This is a genomic window from Duganella sp. LjRoot269 (genome assembly GCF_964254095.1).
GTDB classification, from domain to species: Bacteria; Pseudomonadota; Gammaproteobacteria; order Burkholderiales; family Burkholderiaceae_D; genus Rugamonas; species Rugamonas hordei.
This window is the reverse complement of the sequence record NZ_CAXUSL020000001.1, coordinates 4,509,271-4,529,695: the sequence shown is the minus strand read 5'-3', so window position 1 is coordinate 4,529,695 and position 20,425 is coordinate 4,509,271. Positions and strand designations below refer to the sequence as shown.

The following is a 20,425-nucleotide window of genomic DNA, read 5'->3' as shown; positions in this document are numbered from 1 at the left end:
GACCTTAATCGTTTCCCTATGAAAATATTCCTGACTATTTTTTCGCGGCGGCGATTATCACTTCTGGCCGCGCATCCATAGCTGTGTTGCCAACTCATCATGTTGCTTGCGTTCCTGCGTGTTTTGTTGCTGCAACACGACTTTTTGCTGCTTGCTGAGCACCTTGCCCAGCACTTCGCGCTTGGCCCAGGCGGTGTTGAGCGCCTGCTGCGACACCGCCATGTCGGCCTCGTGCATGTGCAGGTCGAGGCGGTGGTTGTCGGCCATCTGCATCACGGCCTGCTTGAAGTCGCCGCAGTTGCCGGCCAGCGCGGGATGCAGAACGCCGCTGGGGCCGCTGTTGGTGTAGAGCCCGGTCAGGCGCTCGAGGTTCTTTTGATACCGTTCACGCAGGCTTTCCTTTTCCGCCAGTTCCGTCTGCAGGCGCTCCACTTCGGTGTTGCGCAGGGCCACCAGGGTGGTCAGGTTACGGATGTTGTGGTGGCTCATGTCATCAGCTTTTCAAGTTGGTTGATGCACGGTGCGAAGGGCGCCTCTTCTTTGGTGCCCTGGCACAGGAAGTCCTCGACTTTCGGGTGCAGCAGCACCGCCTTGTCGGTAACCGGGTCGGCGCCGGGCACATAGGCGCCCAGCGGTATCAGGTCGCGCACGCGGTCATGGCGGGCCATGCTGGCCTTCAGGGCGCGCGCCGCCATCAGGTGTTCGTGCGTGATGACCTGGCTCATGCAGCGGCTGATCGAGGCGGCGATGTCGATCGCCGGGTAGTGGCCCCGTTCGGCCAGCTCGCGCGTCATGACGATGTGGCCGTCGAGCACGGCGCGGGCGGTGTCGACCACCGGATCCTGCTGGTCGTCGCCCTCGGCCAGCACGGTGTAGATCGCGCTCATGCTGCCGGTCTGGTTTTCGCCGTTGCCGGCCGATTCGACCAGCTGCGGCAGCGCCGTGAACACCGACGGCGGGTAGCCCTTGGTGGCCGGCGGCTCGCCCAGCGCCAGCGCCACCTCGCGCAGCGCCATCGCGTAGCGGGTCAGCGAGTCGACCAGCAGCAGCACGTTCTTGCCCTGGTCGCGGTAGTGGGCGGCGATCGAGTGGCACAGTTCGGTGGCCATGATGCGCATCAGCGGGCTTTCGTCGGCCGGCGCGATCACCAGCACGGCCTTGGACAAGCCTTCCTTGCCCAGCGACATGTCGACGAATTCGCGCACCTCGCGCGAGCGTTCGCCGATCAGGCCGACCACGACCACGTCGGCCACGGTCTGGCGGGTCATCAGGCCCAGCAGCACGGATTTGCCGACGCCGGAGCCGGCCATCAGGCCGACGCGCTGGCCCTTGCCCAGGGTCAGCATGGCGTTGATGGCGCGCACGCCGACGTCGAGCGCCTCGGTGACCGGCTTTTTCTTCAGCGGATGGATGCGCGGCGGCAGCGGTTCGAGCGGGAAGTCGCCGGACAGCTTGCCGAGGCCGTCGATCGGCTCGCCCAGGCCGTTGACCATGCGGCCGAGCCAGCCGGAACCGATCTGCAGGCTGACTTTTTCCGGGGAGGGCAGCACGCGGGCGCCGGTGGTCAGGCCGATGGCCTTCTTGAACGGCATCAAAAACGACAGCTTGTCGCGGAAACCGACCACCTGGGCGTCCAGCCATTCGCCGCCGACTGTCTCTATCTGGCAACGCTGGCCCGTGTGCAACGGGCAACCGACCGCCTCGAGCAGCAAACCGGACGCGCCCACCAGGCGGCCCGTCGGGGTCGCCATGGGAACTGAACCCAGCTCGAGATTGCGTAAGGCGTCAGCGATCACTCTTCGCTCTCCGGTTCGTCGCCGCCGTCGGCAGCTTGAAGTTGATTATCGACCTGTTCCATGACAGCCGCAAGACGTTGATGACATCCGGCATCGACTTCATTGTCGCCAGCCTTGATGCGGCATTCGCCGGCGTCCAGGCGGGCGTCCGGGATCAGGTTCCAGCGCTTGGAACGTTTCGGGTCCAGCTCGGCGATGCGTTTGAGTTCTTCCGGGTTCAGGAACACGTCGATTTCCTCGCGGGTAGGCGGCATCGACGCCAGCGTTTCCTCGACCAGGGCCATCAGCTGCACCGGCTGCAGCGCCAGTTCGGCGCGGATCACCTGGCGCGCCACCTTGGCCACCAGGTCGACCACTTCCTTGCGCTGGGCGGCGCGGTAGTCCGAGCGCAGCTTCTTCAGGCTCTTGAGCATGGCGTCCACCGGGCGCGCCATCTGGTCGTAGGCCACCAGCGTTTCGTGGCGGCCTTCCTCGCGGCCCTGTTCCTGGCCGGAGGCGCGGCCGGCCTCGAAGCCGTCTTCCTGGCCGCGGGCCAGGCCGATCTCGTAGCCGTCGCGCTGGCCCTGTTCGAAGCCTTCGCTGACCGAGGCCGCCCACTGGGCGCCGCCGTCGCCGTTCTGGCTGTGGCTCTGCGCCACCGCGCGCTGGTGCGCGAGGTTGGTGAACTGGGCCAGCGGCGGGAAGCGGTAGGCGCGGAATTGCTTCATTCGACCACCTGTTCGGCGAACAGCTGAATCTCGATTTCGCCGACGTCGGCCAGCGCCTTGACGGTGGCCATGATTTCCTGGCGGGTCTGCTCGATGCGCGACATCGGCATCGGGCCGGCGCGCCGCATCATGTCCTCGAAGGCCTGGGCCTGGCGTTTCGGCATGGTCTTGAGGATGGCGTCGCGGATCGACACTTCGGCGCCCTTGAGCGCGATCGCCCATTGCTCCAGCGGCACTTCCTCGATGATGCGGGTGATCGCCACCTCGGACTGGTTGCCGAGGATGAAGAAGTCGTACATCGACAGCTCGATCTGCGCCACCACTTCCGGGTCGTGGGCGCGCAGCAGCTCGACCATCTGCGCGCGGTTGCCCGGCAGGCGGTTGAGGATCTCGGCCGCCTGGCGGATGCCCTCGACGCTGGTGCTCTGCGAATCGAAGGAGGACAGGCAGCGCACCACCAGCTCGTCGAGCTCCTGCAGCAGGTCGCGGTCGATCTCGTCCAGGCGCGCCAGGTTCAGCAGCACCAGGTCGCGGCCCTCCTGCGGCAGCGCGTCGATGATCTGGCCGGCTAGCGCCGGCGGCAGGAAGGCCAGGAACACCGCCTGCATCTGCACGTGCTCGTTGGAGATGTATTCGGCCAGCCACTTCGGCGAGGCCCACTGCAGGCGCGCCATCTTGGGCCGCAGCTCGTCGCCGTAGATATTGTTCAACACGGTGTTGGCCAGGTCGCCGCCCAGCGCCAGGTCCAGCGAGCGCTTCAGGTAGCTGCGCGAGGCGCCGTGCACGCCGGACTGCTGGCGGTAGTCGTCGAAGAAGGTTTGCATCGCCGTCTTGACCGACTCGACCTTGATGCCGCTCATGCGCGACATCACCTGCGTCACCTCCAGCAGCTCTTCGCGCGTCAGGCAGCGCAGCACGGCCGCGGCCGGCTCCTCGCCTATGCTCAGCAGAACGATGGCCGCCTGCTCCACCGGCGACAGCTGGGCGTTGCGGACGGCGCCGGCGTAGTCTTCGTCGGCGTCCTGCGGGTTATTGTTGAGTTCGGCCATTTTTCTGCATCCATTGTTTGACGACTTCGGCGACACGTTCCGGTTCTTTTTCGGCCAGCACTTTCAGGTGGTCGACCATGACGTCGACCGCCGAGCCCGGCGGAGGCAGATCGTAGTTTTCCAGCAGCGGCACCACCGGCATGCCCGGCTGGCCGGCGGCGCCCGGCAGCGCGGGGGCGCCCGGCGTGCCCGGCGCGCCGATGGCCGGCGCGGCTGCCGCGGCTTCCTTGGCGGCCGCTTCCTTCGCTTCCCTGGCGGCGGCCACGGCGGCCTGCTCGGCGGCGCGGCGCTCGCCGGCGATGCGCTGCAGCTCGCGCGGATCCGGCGCGAAGCGCACGGTGACCAGGCGCATCAGCGGACGCAGCAGCAACAAATAACCGAGGATGATGCCGACCGCGTACATCACGTAGGAGCTGATGTCGACCACGTTGTCGCGTTCCTGCCACCATGGCGCCACGGCGGCCTTGGGCGGGAAGTTCATCGCCGACACCACCAGCTGGTCGCCGCGCTCGGCGTTGATGCCCAGGCCGTTGCGCAGGATCTTGTCGATGTTGGCGATTTCGTTGGCGCTCCAGCCGGTCTTCGGCGTGGGCGAGGCGGCCTGCGCCAGCACCACGGCCACGCTGAGCTTTTCCAGCCGGCCGCGGCTGCGCTTGGTCTGGGTGATGCTGCGGTCGTAGGCGTACTGGCGGGTGGTGGCGTTCTTGCGGGCGGTGCCGTCGGCCGGGTTGTTCGGGTCGTTGGCGGCGGCCGGCTTGGCGGCGTTGGCCGGGTTGGCGTCGGCCGGCGGCGGCCGGTTCGACAGGGTGCCCGGCACGCCCATGGCCACGCGGTTGCGGTCCTGTTCCTCGCGCATCGCCTCGCTGGTGACTTTCGGATCGGCGCCGTATTTCTCCACCGTCTCCTCGATCCGGTCGTTGTCGACGGCGGCCATCACGCTCATGCGGAAGTTGTCTTCGCCGATGACCGGGCCCAGCAGGTTGCGCACATTGGCCTTGACCTCGTCCTGGATGCGCTTGCCGTTCTCGTTGCTGGCGCTGCCGGCGTCGAAGCCGTCGGTCAGGTCGACATGCGAGGACAGCAGGTTGCCGGTCTGGTCGACCAGGCTGACGCGCTGCGGGCTCAGGCTGGCGACGCTGCCGGCCACCATGTTGACGACGGCGGCGATCGCCTCCGGCGACATGGTGTGGCCGGGCTTGAGCGCCACCACCACCGAGGCCGACGACTTCTCGCCGTCGGACGACACGAAGGAGGTCGACTTGGCGATCGACAGGTGCACGCGCGCGTGGGCGATCGCGTCCAGGGTCATGATCGATTGCGCCAGCTCGCCTTCGAGGCCGCGGCGGAAGCGCACGTCCTGCACGAACTGCGACACGCCCAGCGGGTCGTTCTTGTCCATCAGTTCCAGGCCGGCCGGCAGTTGCGCGGTCACGCCCTTGGCGGCCAGCAGCATGCGCACCTTGCCCAGCATCGACGACGGCACCAGCACCTGGCCGCTTTCCGGATGCAGGCGGTAGGGGATGTGGTCGGAATCGAGCACGGTCATCATGTCCGAGGCGGAGACTTTCTCGCGCGCGCCGAACACCGGCTTGTAGCCGGACTGGTCGCTCCACAGGTACATCAGCACCATCGCCGTCACGCCGATCGCCAGCAGCATCACCGGATACAGGTTCTTCAGCAGGTTGGGCGGCAGCGATACGGCGGCGGGGCTCGCGCGCCAGCGCTCGAGGGCGGACTTGAAGGGATTGATCACGTTGTTGGCTTTCGCGTTGAACTGGGTGCGCCGTTACAGCGGCAGTTTGATGAGCTCGTCCATGGCGCCCATCACTTTGTTGCGCACTTGCATCAACATCGAGAAGGACAGGCCAGCTTCCTGGCTGGACAGCATGGCGCCGACCAGGTCGTCGCTGGCGCCGGAATCGACGTCGGACATTTTTTGCGCCGCCGAGGCGTCGGCCTCGTTGACCTTGCTGACGGCGTCCTTCATCGATTGGGCGAAGGAGAAGGCCGGCTGGGTGTCGCCGTGGCCGGCGAACTGGGCGGCCGGCGCGACGGTATTGCTGGCGAGGTTGCTCGCGGCATTGGTCAGCGCGGCCAGGTCGGCCTGGATCAGATTCGAGATTCCGTTACTCATCTTGATTTCTCCCGTTTTTGCAACGTTAGTCCCACATGTCTACCATATCGAGATTGCCGGAAAGCAGCAAGCTCTCTGATGCATATCCGATGGCGGCTTATGGTTATCGTGCTACACATGCGGTTTGCATGTCACAGTCTTGTAAGAAAGATAGTGTATGGCTGTCGGTCAAAACCGGACGCGGCGATGTAATGCGGCGGCCGGGCGGCGGGGTGCTGAAAACAGGGGAGGCGACGGCAGGTTGCTGGAAAATGAACACTGGGCGCTTGCCCCGCGGCACTGTTTTTCTAGGGCAAATATCGTTATAAAACATTCACTAAGCGCCAATTATTCATGTATGTTGCGGAGCAGCGTCAGACCTCAGACACTGCGAATAGCTTACCGGCTAGCAATTTTCTTGTAAAGGTTTATTTGCCCTCGGGCACTACTTGATCAAATATTGTTGAATGGAAATAATGTGAATTTTGATGTATCCTGTGTGTATCCTGCGCTACCGCCAACGTCGCGCTTACGTTACGATTGGAAAAATTCCCGAATAATGCACTGGAAGTAGCCAGTTTTTAGCTGGATAGTGCGATGATGGAGGCGTAGCAAAGAAATTCGACATGGCCCAAACATGACAACCACAAAACAGACAGCGCAACATCAAGTTCTGGATCCATGCCTGCTGGGGCGGCCCGTCCATCTGCTGCATATCTTTGCGGCGCAACTGCGCGACGACCTGGCCCAGGCCATGCGGCTGAATATGAACCGCCGTTACTGGGGCGGCTTCGAGGTCGACGACGTCGCCTTCACCCGGCTCGAGGGCGACGAAGTGCGCAGCCGCTGGCTCAGCTTTGCCGCGCCGGCCGGTCAGATCGCCTTTTCGCTCGAGCGCAAGGTGTTGCTCAGCGTACTCAACTTCCGTTATGGCAGCGGCAAGGCCGACAGCGCGGCCACCGACGAGAGCACCGTGCGCGTGACGGCCACCGAGGAGCGCCTCGCTGTGGTGCTGGGGCAACAGTTGGCCGCCACGCTGGCCGGCCGGATCGAACTCAACCTTCCCGCCATCGACAAGCCGGCCGCCCAGGGCGACGAGGCCCAGGCCGACGCCGCCGACAGTGAATTCAAGCCGGCGCCCGGCGCGCAGCCGCCCAAGGGCAGCTGGGTGATCGCCGTCACGGTGGCCGACGTCGCCAGCCACGCCACCGGCCAGTTCTGGTTCGCGCTCGACAAGACGCTGATGTCCAGCGTGCTGCGCGGCCTGTTGCGCGACCGCGACGGCGGCAAGAAAGCCAAGGTCGCCAGTCCGCTGGCGCAGCGGCTGCAGGTCGGCCTGGTGGGCCGCCTGGCCAGCAAGGAAGTGCTGCTCGGCAGCCTGTACGACTTGCAGGTCGGCGACGTCATCCCGATCAGCTTGAACCGCGCGGACGTCCTGCTCGAAGATTCCCGCCTGTTTACGGCCGCGGTCACCGAGCACAAAGGCAAACTGTGTTTAACCTCTTTTGAAGACGCCGAATAACATGATGAACATGAACGTAGCCAACCCAAGCGACGCCCTGCTGGAAGACCTGTCCGAAGAGATGATCATCGACCAGGTCAGCACGGAGCTGACCGACCTGCCGGCCACGCCGCCGCGGCGCGACCTGCCGGCCATGATGCGCAAGATCCCGGTGACGCTGACCTTGGAAGTGGGCTCGGCGCGCATCTCGCTGCAGGACCTGATGGCGATCGGCCCGGACAGCGTGGTCGAGCTCGACGTGCTGGCCGGCGAACCGCTGGTCATCAAGGTCAACGGCACCGCCATCGGCCGCGCCGAGGTGGTGGTGGCGGGCGAAAATTACGGCCTCAAAGTGATCGACCTGGACGGCCTGAATCTCGACATGATGACTCCATGACCTGGAGTGTGAACGCGCCGCCGGGCCGGCGCCTGCTGCCGGGCGCCTGCGCCGCTGCAGTGCTGATGATGCTGGCCTGTGCCTGTATGCCGGCCCACGCGGTCGACCTGCTGGCCAACGTGGTGCCCGGCGCCAAAACCGAACTGACGGTCAAGACCCAGATCCTGATCATCATGACCTTGCTGGGCTTGCTCCCGGTGATGGTCATGATGATGACCAGCTTTACCCGCTTCGTCATCGTGCTGTCGCTGCTGCGCCAGGCCCTGGGCCTGCAGCAGGGTCTGCCCAACCGCATCATCACCGGGGTCGCGCTGATCCTGACCTTGCTGGTGATGCGCCCGATCGGCGACCAGATCTGGTCCGAAGCCTTCGTGCCCTACGACCAGGACAAGATCGGCCTCGAGGTGGCGCTGCAGATCGCCGAGAAGCCGGTGTCGCGCTTCATGCTGGCGCAGACCAGCAAGGCCGCGCTGCAGCAGATCGCCCACCTGGCCGGCGAGGACAAGATCACCGAACCGTCGCAGCACGCGTTCACCGTCAAGCTGGCGGCGTTCGTGCTGTCCGAGCTGAAGACCGCGTTCCAGATCGGCTGCATGCTGTTCATTCCCTTCCTGGTGATCGACCTGGTGGTCTCGTCGGTGCTGATGGCGATGGGCATGATGATGCTGTCGCCGCTGGTCATCTCGCTGCCGTTCAAGCTGCTGCTGTTCGTGCTGGTGGACGGCTGGACCCTGACCGTCAACACGCTGGTCACCAGCGTGCAGGCGTACTGAAAGGAGTAGCGCATGCTGACACCCGAAGTGGCCGTCGACCTGGTGGTCGAATCGCTGCACATCGTCATGCTGCTGGTGGTGATCCTGGTCGTGCCCGGCCTGATCACCGGCCTGGTGGTGGCGCTGGTGCAGGCCGCCACGCAGATCAACGAGCAGACGCTGAGCTTTCTACCGAGGCTGCTGGTGACCCTGCTGGCGATTATCCTGATGGGGCGCTGGATGGCGACCTACCTGATGGATTTCTGCGTCTCCATTTTCAACCGCGCGGCCACGCTGGTCGGCTAGCTGGCTTTTCATGGAACCGATCCTGGCCCAGTTGCTGCCGCTGCTCACCGCGATCTGGTGGCCGTTCTGCCGCATCCTGGCGATGTTCATCGGCGCCCCGGTGCTGGGCGAGGCGGTCACGCCGGTGACGGTGCGCATCCTGATCGCGCTGGTGCTGGCGGTGCTGATGCTGCCGCTGACCACCACCGGCGCGCCGATCAATCCGTTTTCCATGCACGGCGTGGTGGCCTCGATCGAGCAGGCGCTGATCGGCTTCGTGCTGGGGCTGGCGTTCCACTTCGCCATGTCGGTGATCGGCGTGCTCGGCTTCCTGGTGTCGTCGCAGATGGGCTTTTCGATGGCGGTGATGAACGACCCGATGAACGGCCAGTCGTCGGACGTGGTGTCGGCGCTGCTGTCGGTGCTGTCGATCATCGTGTTCTTCGCCATCGACGGCCACCTGGTGATCGCCAACGTCATCGGCCAGAGCTTCAAGGCCTGGCCGCTGGGCCACGGCTACAGCCCGCTGCTGCTGCAGGCGATCGCCTACAACGTGGCCTGGATCTTCTCGGCCGCGATGCTGCTGGCCATCCCCATCGTGTTCTCGACCCTGGTGGTGCAGCTGGGCTTTGGCTTCCTCAACCGCGTCGCGCCCAGCCTGAACCTGTTCGCGCTGGGCTTTTCGGTGATCACCATCTTCGGCCTGATGATGCTGGCGCAGGTGGTGCGCTTCATCCCCGAGCATTATGTGCGCATGACCAATATGGTGCTGGAGCTGATACGCCAGCAGATGCAGGCGGCCGCCCATGGCTGACAGCGAGACCGGCGACAAGACAGAAAAGGCTTCACAGCAGAAGCTGAAGAAGTCGCGCCAGGAAGGGCAGGTGGTGCGCTCGCGCGACCTGTCGACGGCGATCGGCATCCTGGTCAGCCTCAAGCTGTTCGTCTACCTGCTGCCCGACTACATGGCCGAGTTCCACGAGATCTTCCACCAGAGCTTCGCGCCGCTGGGCGCCACCGGCGCCATCGACAACGCGATGTCTACCGTGTTCAGCAGCTCGATGTGGCTGCTGATCAAGATGGTGCTGCCGCTGTTCGTGGTGCCGCTGTTCATCGTGCTGGGCGCGATGGTGCCGGGCGGCTGGGTCATCAGCACCAAGCACTGGGAGCCGAAGATGGAGCGGCTCAGCCCGGCCGCCAACCTGGGGCGGCTGTTCGGCGCCAAGCACGCGTTCGAGTTCCTGGTGTCGGTCGGCAAGGCCGGCGTGCTGATCGCCGTGCTGGTCCATGTGGCGCGCTCGACCGTGAAGGATTACACCCAGCTGCAGCACATGCCGATGGGGCAGGCGATGATGTCGGGCTCCAACCTGATGCTTGACGGCTTGATGTCGCTGATCGCGGTGTTTATCATATTCGCCTTGATCGACGTGCCGGCGCAGGCGTATTTCTTCGCCAAGAACCAGCGCATGTCCAAGCAGGACCAGAAGGAAGAGCACAAGTCGACCGAGGGCCGGCCGGAAGTGAAGAACCGCATCCGCCAGCTGCAGCGGGCGATGGCGCGGCGCAGCGCGCGCAAGACGGTGCCGACGGCCGACGTGGTCATCGTCAACCCGGAACATTACGCGGTGGCCCTCAAGTATGACCAGGATCGTGCCGAAGCGCCGTATGTGATCGCCAAGGGCGTCGACGAGATGGCGCTGTACATCCGCCAGCTGGCGGTGGAGTTCAAGGTCGAGGTGATGCCGCTGGCGCCGCTGGCGCGCGCCATCTACAACACCAGCCAGGTCAACCAGCAGATCCCGGTGCAGCTGTACCAGGCCGTGTCGCAGGTGCTGAACTACGTGCTGCAATTGAAGGCATTCCGTACCGGACGGCGTAGCGCCGAGCCGGCGTATCCGAAAGAAGTTGTCGTACCCACATCCATGAGCGAGGTCAAGGAGTCATGAATTTTCTGAACAGGCTGGTAGCGGAAGCGCGCCGCCACAAGTTCGCCACGCCGGCATTCCTGCTGGTGATCCTGGCGATGATCATCCTGCCTTTGCCGCCGGTGTTGCTGGACGTGATGTTCACGTTCAACATCGTACTGGCGCTGATCGTGATCCTGGTCTCGGTGTCGGCGCGCCGGCCGCTGGATTTCTCGGTGTTCCCGACCGTGATCCTGGCCACCACGATGATGCGGCTGACGCTGAACGTGGCGTCGACCCGGGTGGTGCTGCTGCACGGCCATGAAGGCACGGCCGCGGCCGGCCAGGTGATCGAGGCCTTCGGCAAGGTCGTCATCGGCGGCAACTACGTGGTCGGTATCGTCGTGTTCGTGATCCTGATGATCATCAACTTCATGGTGGTGACCAAGGGCGCCGAGCGGATATCCGAAGTGTCGGCCCGCTTCACGCTGGACGCCTTGCCGGGCAAGCAGATGGCGATCGACGCCGACCTCAACGCCGGCCTGATCAATCAAGAGAAGGCGCAGGCGCGCCGCCAGGACGTGGCGGCCGAGGCCGACTTCTACGGCGCCATGGACGGCGCCTCCAAGTTTGTGCGCGGCGACGCGGTCGCTTCGATCCTGATCCTGATCATCAACATGGTCGGCGGCGTGGCGATCGGCGCGCTGATGCAGGACATGTCCTTCGGCGACGCCTTCCGCCAGTATGCGCTGCTGACCATCGGCGACGGCCTGGTGGCGCAGATCCCGGCGCTGCTGCTGTCGGCCGCCGCCGCCATCCTGGTGACCCGTATTTCCGACTCCGGCGATTTCGAGCAGCAGGTCGGCGGCCAGGTGCTGGCGTCGCCGCAGGTGATGCTGAGCGCGGCCGGCATGATGATGATCCTGGCGCTGGTGCCGGGCATGCCATGGCAGATGTTCGGTCCGTTCGCGCTGGTGCTGGCCTATGTCGGCTACCGGCTGCTGCAGCGGGTCAAGGCGCCCGACACCACCAATCTCGACGCGATCGAGGCGGCGCTGCGCGAGGAGCGGGCGCCCGAGCTGGACTGGCACAGCCTGCCGGCGGTGCAGCAGCTGCAGGTGGCGCTGGGCTACAAGCTGGTCGGCCTGATCGACAAGGCGCACGGCGAGCCGCTGACCAAGCGTGTGCGCGGCGTGCGCCAGAGCCTGTCCGAGGCGATGGGGCTGCTGCTGCCGCCCATCATCGTGCGCGACGACCTGGGCTTGAAGCCGTCGCAGTACTCGGTGATGCTGTCGGGCAGCGTGGTGGCGCAGGCGGAGGTGTTTGCCGACCGCCTGATGGCGATCCCGTCGCCCAACATCTACGGCCAGATCGACGGCATCCCCGGCATCGAGCCGGCCTACGGCATGCCGGTGACGTGGATCGAGACCAGCGAGAAGGCCAATGCGCTGGGGCTGGGCTACCAGGTGGTGGAGGCGCCGAGCGCGATCGCCACCCACGTCTCCAAGCTGATCCGCGAGTACCTGCCGGAGCTGTTCCGTCACGAGGACGTGTCGGCGCTGATGGACCGGCTGACGGCGCTGTCGCCCAAGCTGGCCGGCTCGCTGGACAAGGCGCTGACGCACACGCAGATGCTGCGCGTGTTCCGCGTGCTGCTGGCCGAGAACGTGTCGCTGAAGGATATCGTGCCGATCGCCACCACGCTGGTCGACAGCTCGGAGACCACCAAGGATCCGATCTTGCTGGCGGCCGAGGTGCGCTGCGCGCTGCGGCGCCAGATCGTCACCGGCCTGTTCGGGCAGAAGACCGAGATGCAGGCCTTCAACCTGGGCGGCGACCTCGAGAACATGCTGCTGGGTTCGTTGAACCAGGCGCGCCAGAGTGGCAAGGTGGTGCTGGACAACTATCCGATCGACCCGCACCTGCTGGCGCAGCTGCAGGTCAACATGCCGGTGGCGCGCGAGCAGATGAAGCAGCAGGCGACGCCGCCGCTGCTGCTGGTGCTGCCGCAGATCCGTCCGCTGCTGGCCCGCTACGCGCGCCTGTTCGCGCCCGGCCTGCACGTGCTGTCCTACAACGAGATTCCGGAGAACCGCGAAGTCAGCATCATCGGCACCGTCGGCTAAACCCGGGGTCAGATCCGACATTCGGACACGAGCTCTGCCGTAGCGGCTGCTACGGCAGAGCTCGTGTCCGAATGTCGGATCTGAGGTATCCCGGATTTCCCGGACAGTTAAATAGGCACACAGAATTGTGCCTCGACTTTTACCGGTGTCTGGTACCTTAAGGTTTGGTGCAGACGCATTTGATTGTAGTACACCGCAATGTAGTCGTTGACGACCGCTGCCGCCTCAGCGCGAGTCGGAAAGATCCGGTCGTGTATCAGTTCATTCTTCAAGCTTGAAAAGAAACTCTCGGCCACGGCATTGTCGTGACAGTTTCCTTTGCGGCTCATGCTGGCCTGCAAGCCATGTCGCCCCATCAACTCTCGATAGTCGTGCGATCCATAGGCGCTGCCTTGGTCACTGTGGAAGATGAGGCCCGGTGCAGGTTTTCTTTGATCAATAGCCATCTGAAGTGCTGCGGTCGGCAACGCGACGACCGGGGCATCATGCATCGACCAGCCCACTACCCGACGCGCAAACAGATCTAAGACTACCGCCAGATGCAGGAATCCCTCTTTGGTGCGTATCATCGTCATGTCACCAACCCAGACCTGGTTCGGCAGCCCAACCTGAAAGCGACGCTGCACCAGATTGGGGGCCGGTGGCTGCGAGCGGTCCTTGGCTTGTTTGGAGTGAGCACGACGGCTGCGGTTGGATTTCACCCCGTCGAGCTTACGCAACCGGGCAATGCGGTGTTTGCCGCAACGAACGCCTTGCCCATTAAGCAGGCGCCAGGTCTTGACTGAACCCGGAATCCAGCGGTGTTCCGTGTGCACGCGAACAATCTCCTGCCGCAAGGCCATATCTTCCAAGCTATGCAAGCTCTGTGGCGCCGCCTTGTAGGCGTAATAACGGCTACGACTGATGTCTAGCGCCCGGCACAATGACTTGACGGCAAACTCGCGGCGGTAGCGGTCGATATAGGCGTACTTCACTTCGCTAGGCGAGTTAAGTACGCATCGAACTTTTTTAGGATGTCCAGTTCTTCCTCGGCCTTAGCCAACCGGCGCCGCAGTTGCGTCACTTCATCCTCCTCGTCCAAGCGTGGACGCCCCGGGATTCGGAATTTCTCATCCGGAACCAGCTGATCAAATTTCCTGGCCCATTTGTAGAGCAGGTTACGGCGAATACCTAGTTCCAGTGCCAGGTCGGTCGCAGTTTGCTCTCGTTGCCGCAACCTAACGACCGCCTGCCGCTTAAACTCATCCGAGAACACTGTGCGCAGTCTGGCTGTTTCGTTCTCCATGGCTATCCTCCCGAGGCATGCTGACCTCTGTTAGAGTGTCCATGAAACCCGGGGTTCCTCAATCTGACCCTAATGCCGTTAAGTTAAGGCGCGTCGTTCCCGCGAAAGCGGGAACCCATACTGAGTTTGCCTCGGACTCGCTGCATGGATTCCCGCTTTCGCGGGAAGTCATTTCCCCCAGTGGGGGGAATGACGATGAGCGATATCGCCTTAACTTAACGGCATTAGGATCTGACCCCGGATTAGGCGGTTTCGGAGAACAGGTCGTCGGGCGGCATCGGCTGCGACAGCAGCACGGCCAGCTCGGCCATCGCCTTGAAGATGGCCTGCGTCAGCGCGGCCGTGTGCATGCGGGTGGGGTAGGAGTGCTCGCCGGTGGCCGGCGGCAGTTCGCGCCGCAGCCGGCAGCGCAGTATCGTCAGGCCCGACCGGCTCACCGTCGACGCCAGTTGCGGCAGCATCTCGCGCATGTGCTGCATGGCCGAGGTCTGCGCCGCGCCCACTTCCAGCACCACGCCGTTGCCGCTGGCCGGTTCGATCTGGATCACCACCCGGCCCACGCCCGGCAGCATCAGTTCCAGCCGCAAGGCCACCCGCGAGCGCTTGCGGCGGTTGCCGCGCTCCGGCTCGTCGTCGTCCTTGACGATCACTTTCAGCACCAGCCGCTCGGCGCCCCAGGCGTAGACGGCGAAGCGCCACGGTTCCATTTCCGTCACCAGCGGCAGGCCGGGGCGGCCCTGCATCGCCGCCGGCGTATGGTCGGCCATGAACAGGCTGGACGGCACGTGCTGGCCGCTGGCCTGCTCCAGCCACGCGGCGCGCTGCTCGCCGTAGGTGCGCACCATCACCTGCCACGAGGCCGCCATCATCGCGGTGTCGGGCGGCTGCCAGACCAGCTGGCGCGATAAAAAGACTTGATTGGGCCGCATCGCGGCCGGGTCGGCGGCGTTCGGCACGTCGGCCAGCGCGGCGGCCAGCGCTTCCAGTCCGGCCTGCGGCATCGGCAGGCCGTCGGGGCCGTCCAGCAGCACGCCGACCGCGCCCGGGCCGTTCGGCGCCACCGGGCCGACCGGGTAATCCGCATCGACCGGCACTTCGCCCGGCGCGCGCGCAACCGGGCCTGGCTGCGTCGGCTGCCGGTCCGGGATGCCCACGGGGCGTGAAGTAGGTCCGATGCGGTCCAAAGCCATCAGGCTGACTCTCAAAAATACGGCTTAAAAAAAAGCCAACCGAAAATCCGGTTGGCTCCTTGTTGTCCCGGTCCGCGAGCGAACCGGGAAGCGCTACGATTACTGCAGCAAGGACATAACCAGGGACGACGTGCTGTTCGACTGCTTCAGCATGGCGGTACCAGCTTGCAGCAGCATCTGGCTGGAGGTCATGTTCGACGATTCAGCAGCGAAGTCGGTATCCATGATACGGCCTTGTGCGGCTTTGGTGTTGGTCGAAACGTTGGCCAGGTTGTTGTAGACGTGGTCCAGGCGGTTCGAGACAGCACCCAGGGCCGAGCGGACGGTCGAGACGGAGTCGATGGCGGTGGCCAGCGTGTCGATCGCGGTGTTGGCGGCGCCGGAGGTGGCGATTTCAGCGCCGGTGGCGGCTGGATCGACACCGGTCGAGGCGAAGTTGGCCGTGGCGCTGGTCAGCGCGGTTTGCATCGCGGTCAGGTTGGCGGTCACGTCGACGTTCATTTTTTCGCCCGACGAGGTACCGATCTGGAAGCTGACGGCGGCGTTGAACTTGGCGTCGGCCTTGGTGCCCAGCAGCGAGGTGCCGCCGAATGCGGTGTTGCCGATGATGTTGGTCAATTCCTTGCCCAGCGCATCGAATTCGGACTGCATCGCGGTACGGTCGGAGTCGGTCGAGGAACCGTCAGCCGATTGGGTCGCCAGATCCTTCATGCGGATCAGGATGTTGGTGGTCTCGTCCAGCGCGCCTTCGGCGGTCTGCATCATCGAGATCGAGTTCTGGGTGTTACGCATCGCAACGGTCATGCCGCTGGTCTGGTATTTCAGACGGGTTGCGATTTGCAGGCCTGCAGCGTCGTCCATGGCCGAATTGACACGGAAGCCGGTGCTCAGGCGGGTCTGCGAAGTCGACAGCGCCATCTGGGTGCGGGAGATCGAGTTCTGTGCGGATAAGGCCGCAGAATTAGTGTGAAGGCTCAGCATGAAATAACTCCTGGTAGGTGGATTCAGTTCGGAGCAACGAATCTTTTGTGCTCTCCCAAGTACAAGACGACCGTATCTGGAAGGACATTAAATGCTTTATGGAAATTTATAAAATATTTTGTAACAGAGAGCCGGTTAAGCTACTGTTTTAGCCGTTTTCCACCCGGTCGATTATGGTCCGGTTGCCATTCCGGTGCAACAAATCCTTCCTGGCATAAAAAAACAGCACGTCCATGACGGGCGTGCTGTTTCGACGTTGTTGCTTTTTTGTTGATTTTTTGACCTACATGTTCGGATAGTTAGGGCCGCCGCCGCCTTCCGGCGTGATCCAGACGATGTTCTGGGTCGGGTCCTTGATATCGCAGGTTTTGCAGTGCACGCAGTTTTGCGCGTTGATCTGCAGGCGGTCGGCGCCGTCGTCGGTCTTGACGAACTCGTACACGCCGGCAGGGCAGTAGCGCGCCTCCGGACCGGCGTACTGGGCCAGGTTGACGTCGACCGGCACGCTCGGGTTCTTCAGCGTCAGGTGGACCGGCTGGTCTTCCGCGTGGTTGGTGTTGGAGATGAACACCGACGACAGGCGGTCGAAGGTCAGCTTGCCGTCCGGCTTGGGATAGCTGATCGGCGCGAACTGCGAGGCCGGCTTCAGGCATTCGTGGTCGGCGTGGCTGTGGTGCAGCGTCCATGGCGCCTTGCCGCGGAAGACCAGCTGGTCGATGCCGGTCATCAGCGAACCCAGGTACAGGCCCTTGTTCAGCCACGGCTTGACGTTGCGCGCCACATGCAGCTCCTCGTGCAGCCACGATTTCTCGAAGGCGACAGGGTAGGTGGCCAGCTCGTCGCCCTGGCGGCCCGCGTCCAGCGCCTCGAACACCGACTCGGCGGCCAGCATGCCGGACTTGATCGCGGCGTGGCTGCCCTTGATGCGGCTCATGTTGAGGAAGCCGGCGTCGCAGCCGATCAGCGCGCCGCCCGGGAAGACCAGCTTCGGCAACGATTGCAGGCCGCCGGCGGTGATCGCGCGGGCGCCGTAGGAGATGCGCTTGCCGCCTTCGAAGAACGATTTGATGGCCGGATGGGTCTTGTAGCGCTGGAATTCCTCGTACGGCGACAGATAAGGATTCTCGTAGTTCAGGCCGACCACGTAGCCCACCATGACCTGGTTGTTTTCCAGGTGGTACAGGAAGGAGCCGCCGTAGGTCTTGCTGTCCAGCGGCCAGCCGGTGGTGTGGATCACCAGGCCGGGCTGGTGCTTGGCCGGGTCGATTTCCCACAGTTCCTTGATGCCGATGCCGTACGATTGCGGGTCCTTGCCCTTGTTCAGGTCGTACTTGGCCATCAGCTGCTTGCCCAGGTGGCCGCGCGCGCCTTCGGCGAACAGCGTGTATTTGCCGTGCAATTCCATACCCAGCTGGAAGTCCGGACCGGCTTCGCCGTCGCGCTTGACGCCCATGTTGCCGGTGGCGACGCCCTTGACCGAACCGTCGTCGTTGTACAGGATCTCGGCGGCGGCGAAGCCGGGGAAGATTTCCACGCCCAGCGCCTCGGCCTGCTGGCCCAGCCAGCGCACCACGTTGCCCAGCGAGATCACATAGTTGCCATGGTTCTCGAAGCAGGCCGGCAGCATGAAGTTCGGGGTCTTGTAGGACTTGGTTTCGGTCAGGAACAGCACGCGGTCTTCGCTCACCTCGGTGTTGAGCGGCGCGCCTTTTTCCTTCCAGTCGGGGATCAGCTCGGTCAGCGCCTTAGGATCCATCACGGCGCCGGACAGGATGTGCGCGCCCAGTTCGCCGCCTTTTTCCAGCACGACGACCGACACTTCCTGGCCTTTTTCAGCGGCCAGCTGCTTGATCTTGATCGCTGCCGACAAGCCCGCAGGCCCGCCGCCGACGATCACGACGTCATACTCCATCGCGTCGCGTGGGCCGTACTGTTCTACTAGATTTTGTGGCTGTGTCATGGTCTGTTCTTATAGTGTTTAACAAGGATGGGAAAATTTAAGCACGAGTGTGCTTCTTTTTCGTCCGGAATGCAATGTGGGCGCCATTTTGAGGGACATTATTAGACACTGCAATCTAATACTGGCGATTTGTGTAATCATAACGATTCGACAGCCACGCTGTCGGGAATTCATCACTTAATATCAACACTAGGAGTAGCTCGTGGGCATAGAAGTCAACTTTGAGGGAAAAATTGCGCTGATCACCGGCGCCTCCAGCGGTCTCGGAGCCCGGTTTGCCAAAGTGCTGGCCCAGGCTGGCGCCCAGGTGGTGCTGGCGTCGCGCCGCACCGAGCGGCTGAAGGAACTGCGCGCGGAGATCGAGGCCGACGGCGGGGCGGCCCACGTGGTCAGCCTGGACGTGACCGACTACGCCAGCATCAAGTCCGCCATCGCCCACGCCGAGACCGAGGCCGGGCCGATCGACATCCTGGTCAACAACTCGGGCGTGTCGACCACGCAGCGGCTGGTCGACGTGACGCCGGAAGATTATTCCTTCGTGATGGACACCAACCTGCGCGGCGGCTTTTTCGTGGCCCAGGAGACCGCCAAGCGCATGATCGCGCGCGCCAAGGGCGACCCGACCAAGAAGCACCGCATCATCAACATCGCCTCGGTGGCGGGCTTGCGCGTGCTGCCGCAGATCGGCGTGTATTGCATGAGCAAGGCCGGCGTGGTGCAGATGACCAAGGCCATGGCGGTGGAGTGGGGCAAGTACGGCATCAACACCAACGCCATCTGCCCCGGCTATATCTCCACCGAGATCAACGAGGATTATTTCGCCAGCGAGCAGGGCCAGAAGCTGATCGAGATGTTGCCGCGCAAGCGGCCGGGCAAGCCGGAAGACCTGGACGGCCTGCTGCTGCTGCTGGCCGGAGAAGACTCCAACTTCATCAACGGCGCCATCATCTCCGCGGACGACGGCATGACCGCCATGTAGTTACAGATGCAGGCCGACCAGCTTGTGGACCAGTTCCGACGAGGTGGCGGCCGAGAATTTTCGCATCAGCTTGGCGCGGTGCATTTCCACCGTGCGCGGGCTGAGGTCGATCTGGCGGGCGATGGTCTTGCTGGTCTTGCCTTCGACCAGCAGCGCGGCGATTTCCCGCTCGCGCGGCGTCAGTTCCGCCGTCACCGGACGCTTTTCGCTGACGTCCTCGAAGGTCCAGATGCCGGGGCCGAGCGGTTCCGAGGCCTTCATCGAATGGCCGGTGACGTGGCACCAGAACAGCTCGCCGTTCGCGCGGCGCATGATGCGTTCGTCCGAATAGCGGCCCTTGGCGTTCATGATGGGGATGATGCGGTCGCCGGTGCGCAGGAACTCGTCCATGGTGGGGTACAGCACGCGGAACGACAAGCCGTCCAGCTGGGCGCGGGTGTAGCCGAACATCGCGGCCAAGGCCTCGTTGCTCGACTGGATGACGCGATTTTCCGAGATGCACATGCCGACCGGCGCGTGCAGGAAAATGGATTGGTAATCGATGACAGGCTGTGCGCTCATGTGTTCCAACGGCAGGTAGTTCTACGGTATTGTGCTTTTGATGTGCGTATTCTATGCTGAGACGCCTCGTAGCTAGCGCATTTAACAACGTTAGCAACGACTATTGCAACATAAGATAAGGGACACCATGAATAAAATCTATCCGGACGCCACAGCCGCCTTGGCCGGTGTCGTACAAAATGGGCAAACCATTGCCGTCGGCGGCTTCGGCCTGTGCGGCATTCCCGAGGCCTTGATCGCCGCGCTGCGCGACTCCGGCGTGACCGGCCTGACCGCGATCTCCAACAACGCCGGCGTCGACGGCTTCGGCCTGGGCCAGTTGCTGGAGACCCGCCAGATCAAGAAGATGATCGCTTCCTACGTGGGCGAAAACAAGGAGTTCGCGCGCCAGTACCTGGCCGGCGAACTGGAACTTGAATTCACGCCGCAGGGCACCCTGGCCGAGAAGCTGCGCGCCGGCGGCGCCGGCATTCCCGCCTTCTTCACCAAGACCGGCGTCGGCACCATCGTCGCCGAGGGCAAGGAAATCCGCGAATTCGACGGCGAGCAATACGTGATGGAACGCAGCCTGGTGGCCGACGTGGCGCTGGTCAAGGCGTGGAAGGCCGACAAGGCCGGCAACCTGGTGTTCCGCAAGACCGCGCGCAACTTCAACCCGAACGCGGCGATGGCCGGCAAGATCACCATCGTCGAAGTCGAACAGCTGGTGGAAATCGGCGAGATCGATCCGGACGCCGTGCACCTGCCGAGCATCTTCGTGCACCGCATCGTGGTCAACGCCACGCCGGAAAAACGCATCGAGCAGCGCACCGTGCGCGCCAACTAAGAACATCGGAGAT

General features: G+C 63.8%; 21 protein-coding genes. 9 read left to right on the top strand and 12 right to left on the bottom strand.

Translation table 11 applies throughout. The features are described from left to right. Positions 1-57: 57 nt before the first annotated feature. The 6 genes from fliJ to ACSQ3S_RS20245 are packed head-to-tail and all read right to left on the bottom strand — an operon-like array spanning position 58 to position 5,686. The gene (gene fliJ / locus ACSQ3S_RS20270; RefSeq protein ID WP_436143556.1) at positions 58-489 is read right to left on the bottom strand and encodes a flagellar export protein FliJ; all 432 of its coding nucleotides are present in this window, start codon (positions 487-489) and stop codon (positions 58-60) included. Beyond that, positions 486-1,796 carry a flagellar protein export ATPase FliI gene (gene fliI, locus ACSQ3S_RS20265; RefSeq protein WP_176651312.1) on the bottom strand — a complete coding sequence of 437 codons (1,311 nt, stop codon included), beginning with the start codon at positions 1,794-1,796 and terminating at the stop codon, positions 486-488. The genes fliJ and fliI overlap by 4 nt, the downstream gene beginning before the upstream one ends. Next, positions 1,793-2,503 carry a flagellar assembly protein FliH gene (gene fliH / locus ACSQ3S_RS20260; protein ID WP_176651311.1) on the bottom strand — a complete coding sequence of 237 codons (711 nt, stop codon included), beginning with the start codon at positions 2,501-2,503 and terminating at the stop codon, positions 1,793-1,795. Before fliH ends, fliI begins: the two co-directional genes overlap by 4 nt. Beyond that, positions 2,500-3,552, bottom strand: a complete 1,053-nt coding sequence (locus ACSQ3S_RS20255; RefSeq protein WP_176651310.1) for a flagellar motor switch protein FliG — start codon at positions 3,550-3,552, stop codon at positions 2,500-2,502. Before ACSQ3S_RS20255 ends, fliH begins: the two co-directional genes overlap by 4 nt. After that, entirely contained in the window at positions 3,533-5,305 is a 1,773-nt protein-coding gene (fliF, locus tag ACSQ3S_RS20250) for a flagellar basal-body MS-ring/collar protein FliF (protein WP_176651309.1), read from the bottom strand. The genes ACSQ3S_RS20255 and fliF overlap by 20 nt, the downstream gene beginning before the upstream one ends. Positions 5,306-5,338: 33 nt before the next feature. Continuing rightward, positions 5,339-5,686 carry a flagellar hook-basal body complex protein FliE gene (locus tag ACSQ3S_RS20245; protein ID WP_176651308.1) on the bottom strand — a complete coding sequence of 116 codons (348 nt, stop codon included), beginning with the start codon at positions 5,684-5,686 and terminating at the stop codon, positions 5,339-5,341. Positions 5,687-6,302: 616 nt separating this feature from the next. Here ACSQ3S_RS20245 and ACSQ3S_RS20240 point away from each other — a divergent pair. From ACSQ3S_RS20240 to ACSQ3S_RS20210, 7 genes are read left to right on the top strand one after another with little or no spacing between them, the layout of a single operon-like run. After that, the gene (locus ACSQ3S_RS20240) at positions 6,303-7,187 is read left to right on the top strand and encodes a FliM/FliN family flagellar motor switch protein (protein WP_176651307.1); all 885 of its coding nucleotides are present in this window, start codon (positions 6,303-6,305) and stop codon (positions 7,185-7,187) included. 4 nt (positions 7,188-7,191) lie between these two features. Further along, entirely contained in the window at positions 7,192-7,563 is a 372-nt protein-coding gene (locus tag ACSQ3S_RS20235; protein ID WP_218087782.1) for a FliM/FliN family flagellar motor switch protein, read from the top strand. Further along, positions 7,560-8,336 carry a flagellar type III secretion system pore protein FliP gene (fliP, locus tag ACSQ3S_RS20230; RefSeq protein WP_176651305.1) on the top strand — a complete coding sequence of 259 codons (777 nt, stop codon included), beginning with the start codon at positions 7,560-7,562 and terminating at the stop codon, positions 8,334-8,336. The genes ACSQ3S_RS20235 and fliP overlap by 4 nt, the downstream gene beginning before the upstream one ends. Positions 8,337-8,348: 12 nt before the next feature. Beyond that, complete coding sequence (gene fliQ / locus ACSQ3S_RS20225; protein WP_176651304.1) at positions 8,349-8,621, top strand: flagellar biosynthesis protein FliQ; 273 nt, start codon at positions 8,349-8,351, stop codon at positions 8,619-8,621. 10 nt (positions 8,622-8,631) lie between these two features. Next, positions 8,632-9,414, top strand: a complete 783-nt coding sequence (locus ACSQ3S_RS20220) for a flagellar biosynthetic protein FliR (RefSeq protein ID WP_176651303.1) — start codon at positions 8,632-8,634, stop codon at positions 9,412-9,414. After that, positions 9,407-10,546 (top strand): EscU/YscU/HrcU family type III secretion system export apparatus switch protein, encoded by a 1,140-nt coding sequence (locus tag ACSQ3S_RS20215; RefSeq protein WP_176651302.1) that lies wholly within the window; start codon positions 9,407-9,409, stop codon positions 10,544-10,546. Before ACSQ3S_RS20220 ends, ACSQ3S_RS20215 begins: the two co-directional genes overlap by 8 nt. After that, positions 10,543-12,630, top strand: coding sequence for a flagellar biosynthesis protein FlhA (locus ACSQ3S_RS20210; RefSeq protein WP_353403801.1), 2,088 nt, complete (start codon positions 10,543-10,545; stop codon positions 12,628-12,630). The genes ACSQ3S_RS20215 and ACSQ3S_RS20210 overlap by 4 nt, the downstream gene beginning before the upstream one ends. Positions 12,631-12,737: 107 nt before the next feature. Here ACSQ3S_RS20210 and ACSQ3S_RS20205 read toward each other — a convergent pair whose 3' ends face one another. The 5 genes from ACSQ3S_RS20205 to ACSQ3S_RS20185 form a co-directional block, all read right to left on the bottom strand. Next, positions 12,738-13,604 carry an IS3 family transposase gene (locus ACSQ3S_RS20205; protein ID WP_413449690.1) on the bottom strand — a complete coding sequence of 289 codons (867 nt, stop codon included), beginning with the start codon at positions 13,602-13,604 and terminating at the stop codon, positions 12,738-12,740. Continuing rightward, on the bottom strand, positions 13,601-13,915 hold the full coding sequence (locus ACSQ3S_RS20200; RefSeq protein ID WP_353403268.1) for a transposase: 315 nt from the start codon (positions 13,913-13,915) through the stop codon (positions 13,601-13,603). The genes ACSQ3S_RS20205 and ACSQ3S_RS20200 overlap by 4 nt, the downstream gene beginning before the upstream one ends. 242 nt (positions 13,916-14,157) lie before the next feature. After that, positions 14,158-15,105: a hypothetical protein gene (locus tag ACSQ3S_RS20195; protein WP_176651200.1), complete on the bottom strand. Its 948-nt coding sequence runs from the start codon at positions 15,103-15,105 to the stop codon at positions 14,158-14,160. Positions 15,106-15,204: 99 nt separating this feature from the next. Beyond that, positions 15,205-16,086 (bottom strand): flagellin, encoded by an 882-nt coding sequence (locus tag ACSQ3S_RS20190; protein WP_436143555.1) that lies wholly within the window; start codon positions 16,084-16,086, stop codon positions 15,205-15,207. 283 nt (positions 16,087-16,369) lie between these two features. Beyond that, entirely contained in the window at positions 16,370-18,046 is a 1,677-nt protein-coding gene (locus ACSQ3S_RS20185) for an electron transfer flavoprotein-ubiquinone oxidoreductase (protein ID WP_436143554.1), read from the bottom strand. 202 nt (positions 18,047-18,248) lie between these two features. Here ACSQ3S_RS20185 and ACSQ3S_RS20180 point away from each other — a divergent pair, with 202 nt between their 5' ends. Continuing rightward, positions 18,249-19,025 (top strand): SDR family oxidoreductase, encoded by a 777-nt coding sequence (locus ACSQ3S_RS20180; protein WP_176651197.1) that lies wholly within the window; start codon positions 18,249-18,251, stop codon positions 19,023-19,025. Here the strand turns inward: ACSQ3S_RS20180 and ACSQ3S_RS20175 are convergent, their stop codons facing one another. Continuing rightward, positions 19,026-19,586, bottom strand: coding sequence for a LuxR C-terminal-related transcriptional regulator (locus ACSQ3S_RS20175; protein WP_176651196.1), 561 nt, complete (start codon positions 19,584-19,586; stop codon positions 19,026-19,028). Positions 19,587-19,713: 127 nt separating this feature from the next. Between ACSQ3S_RS20175 and ACSQ3S_RS20170 the strand changes: the two genes are divergently transcribed. After that, entirely contained in the window at positions 19,714-20,412 is a 699-nt protein-coding gene (locus ACSQ3S_RS20170) for a CoA transferase subunit A (protein ID WP_176651195.1), read from the top strand. Positions 20,413-20,425 lie beyond the last annotated feature (13 nt).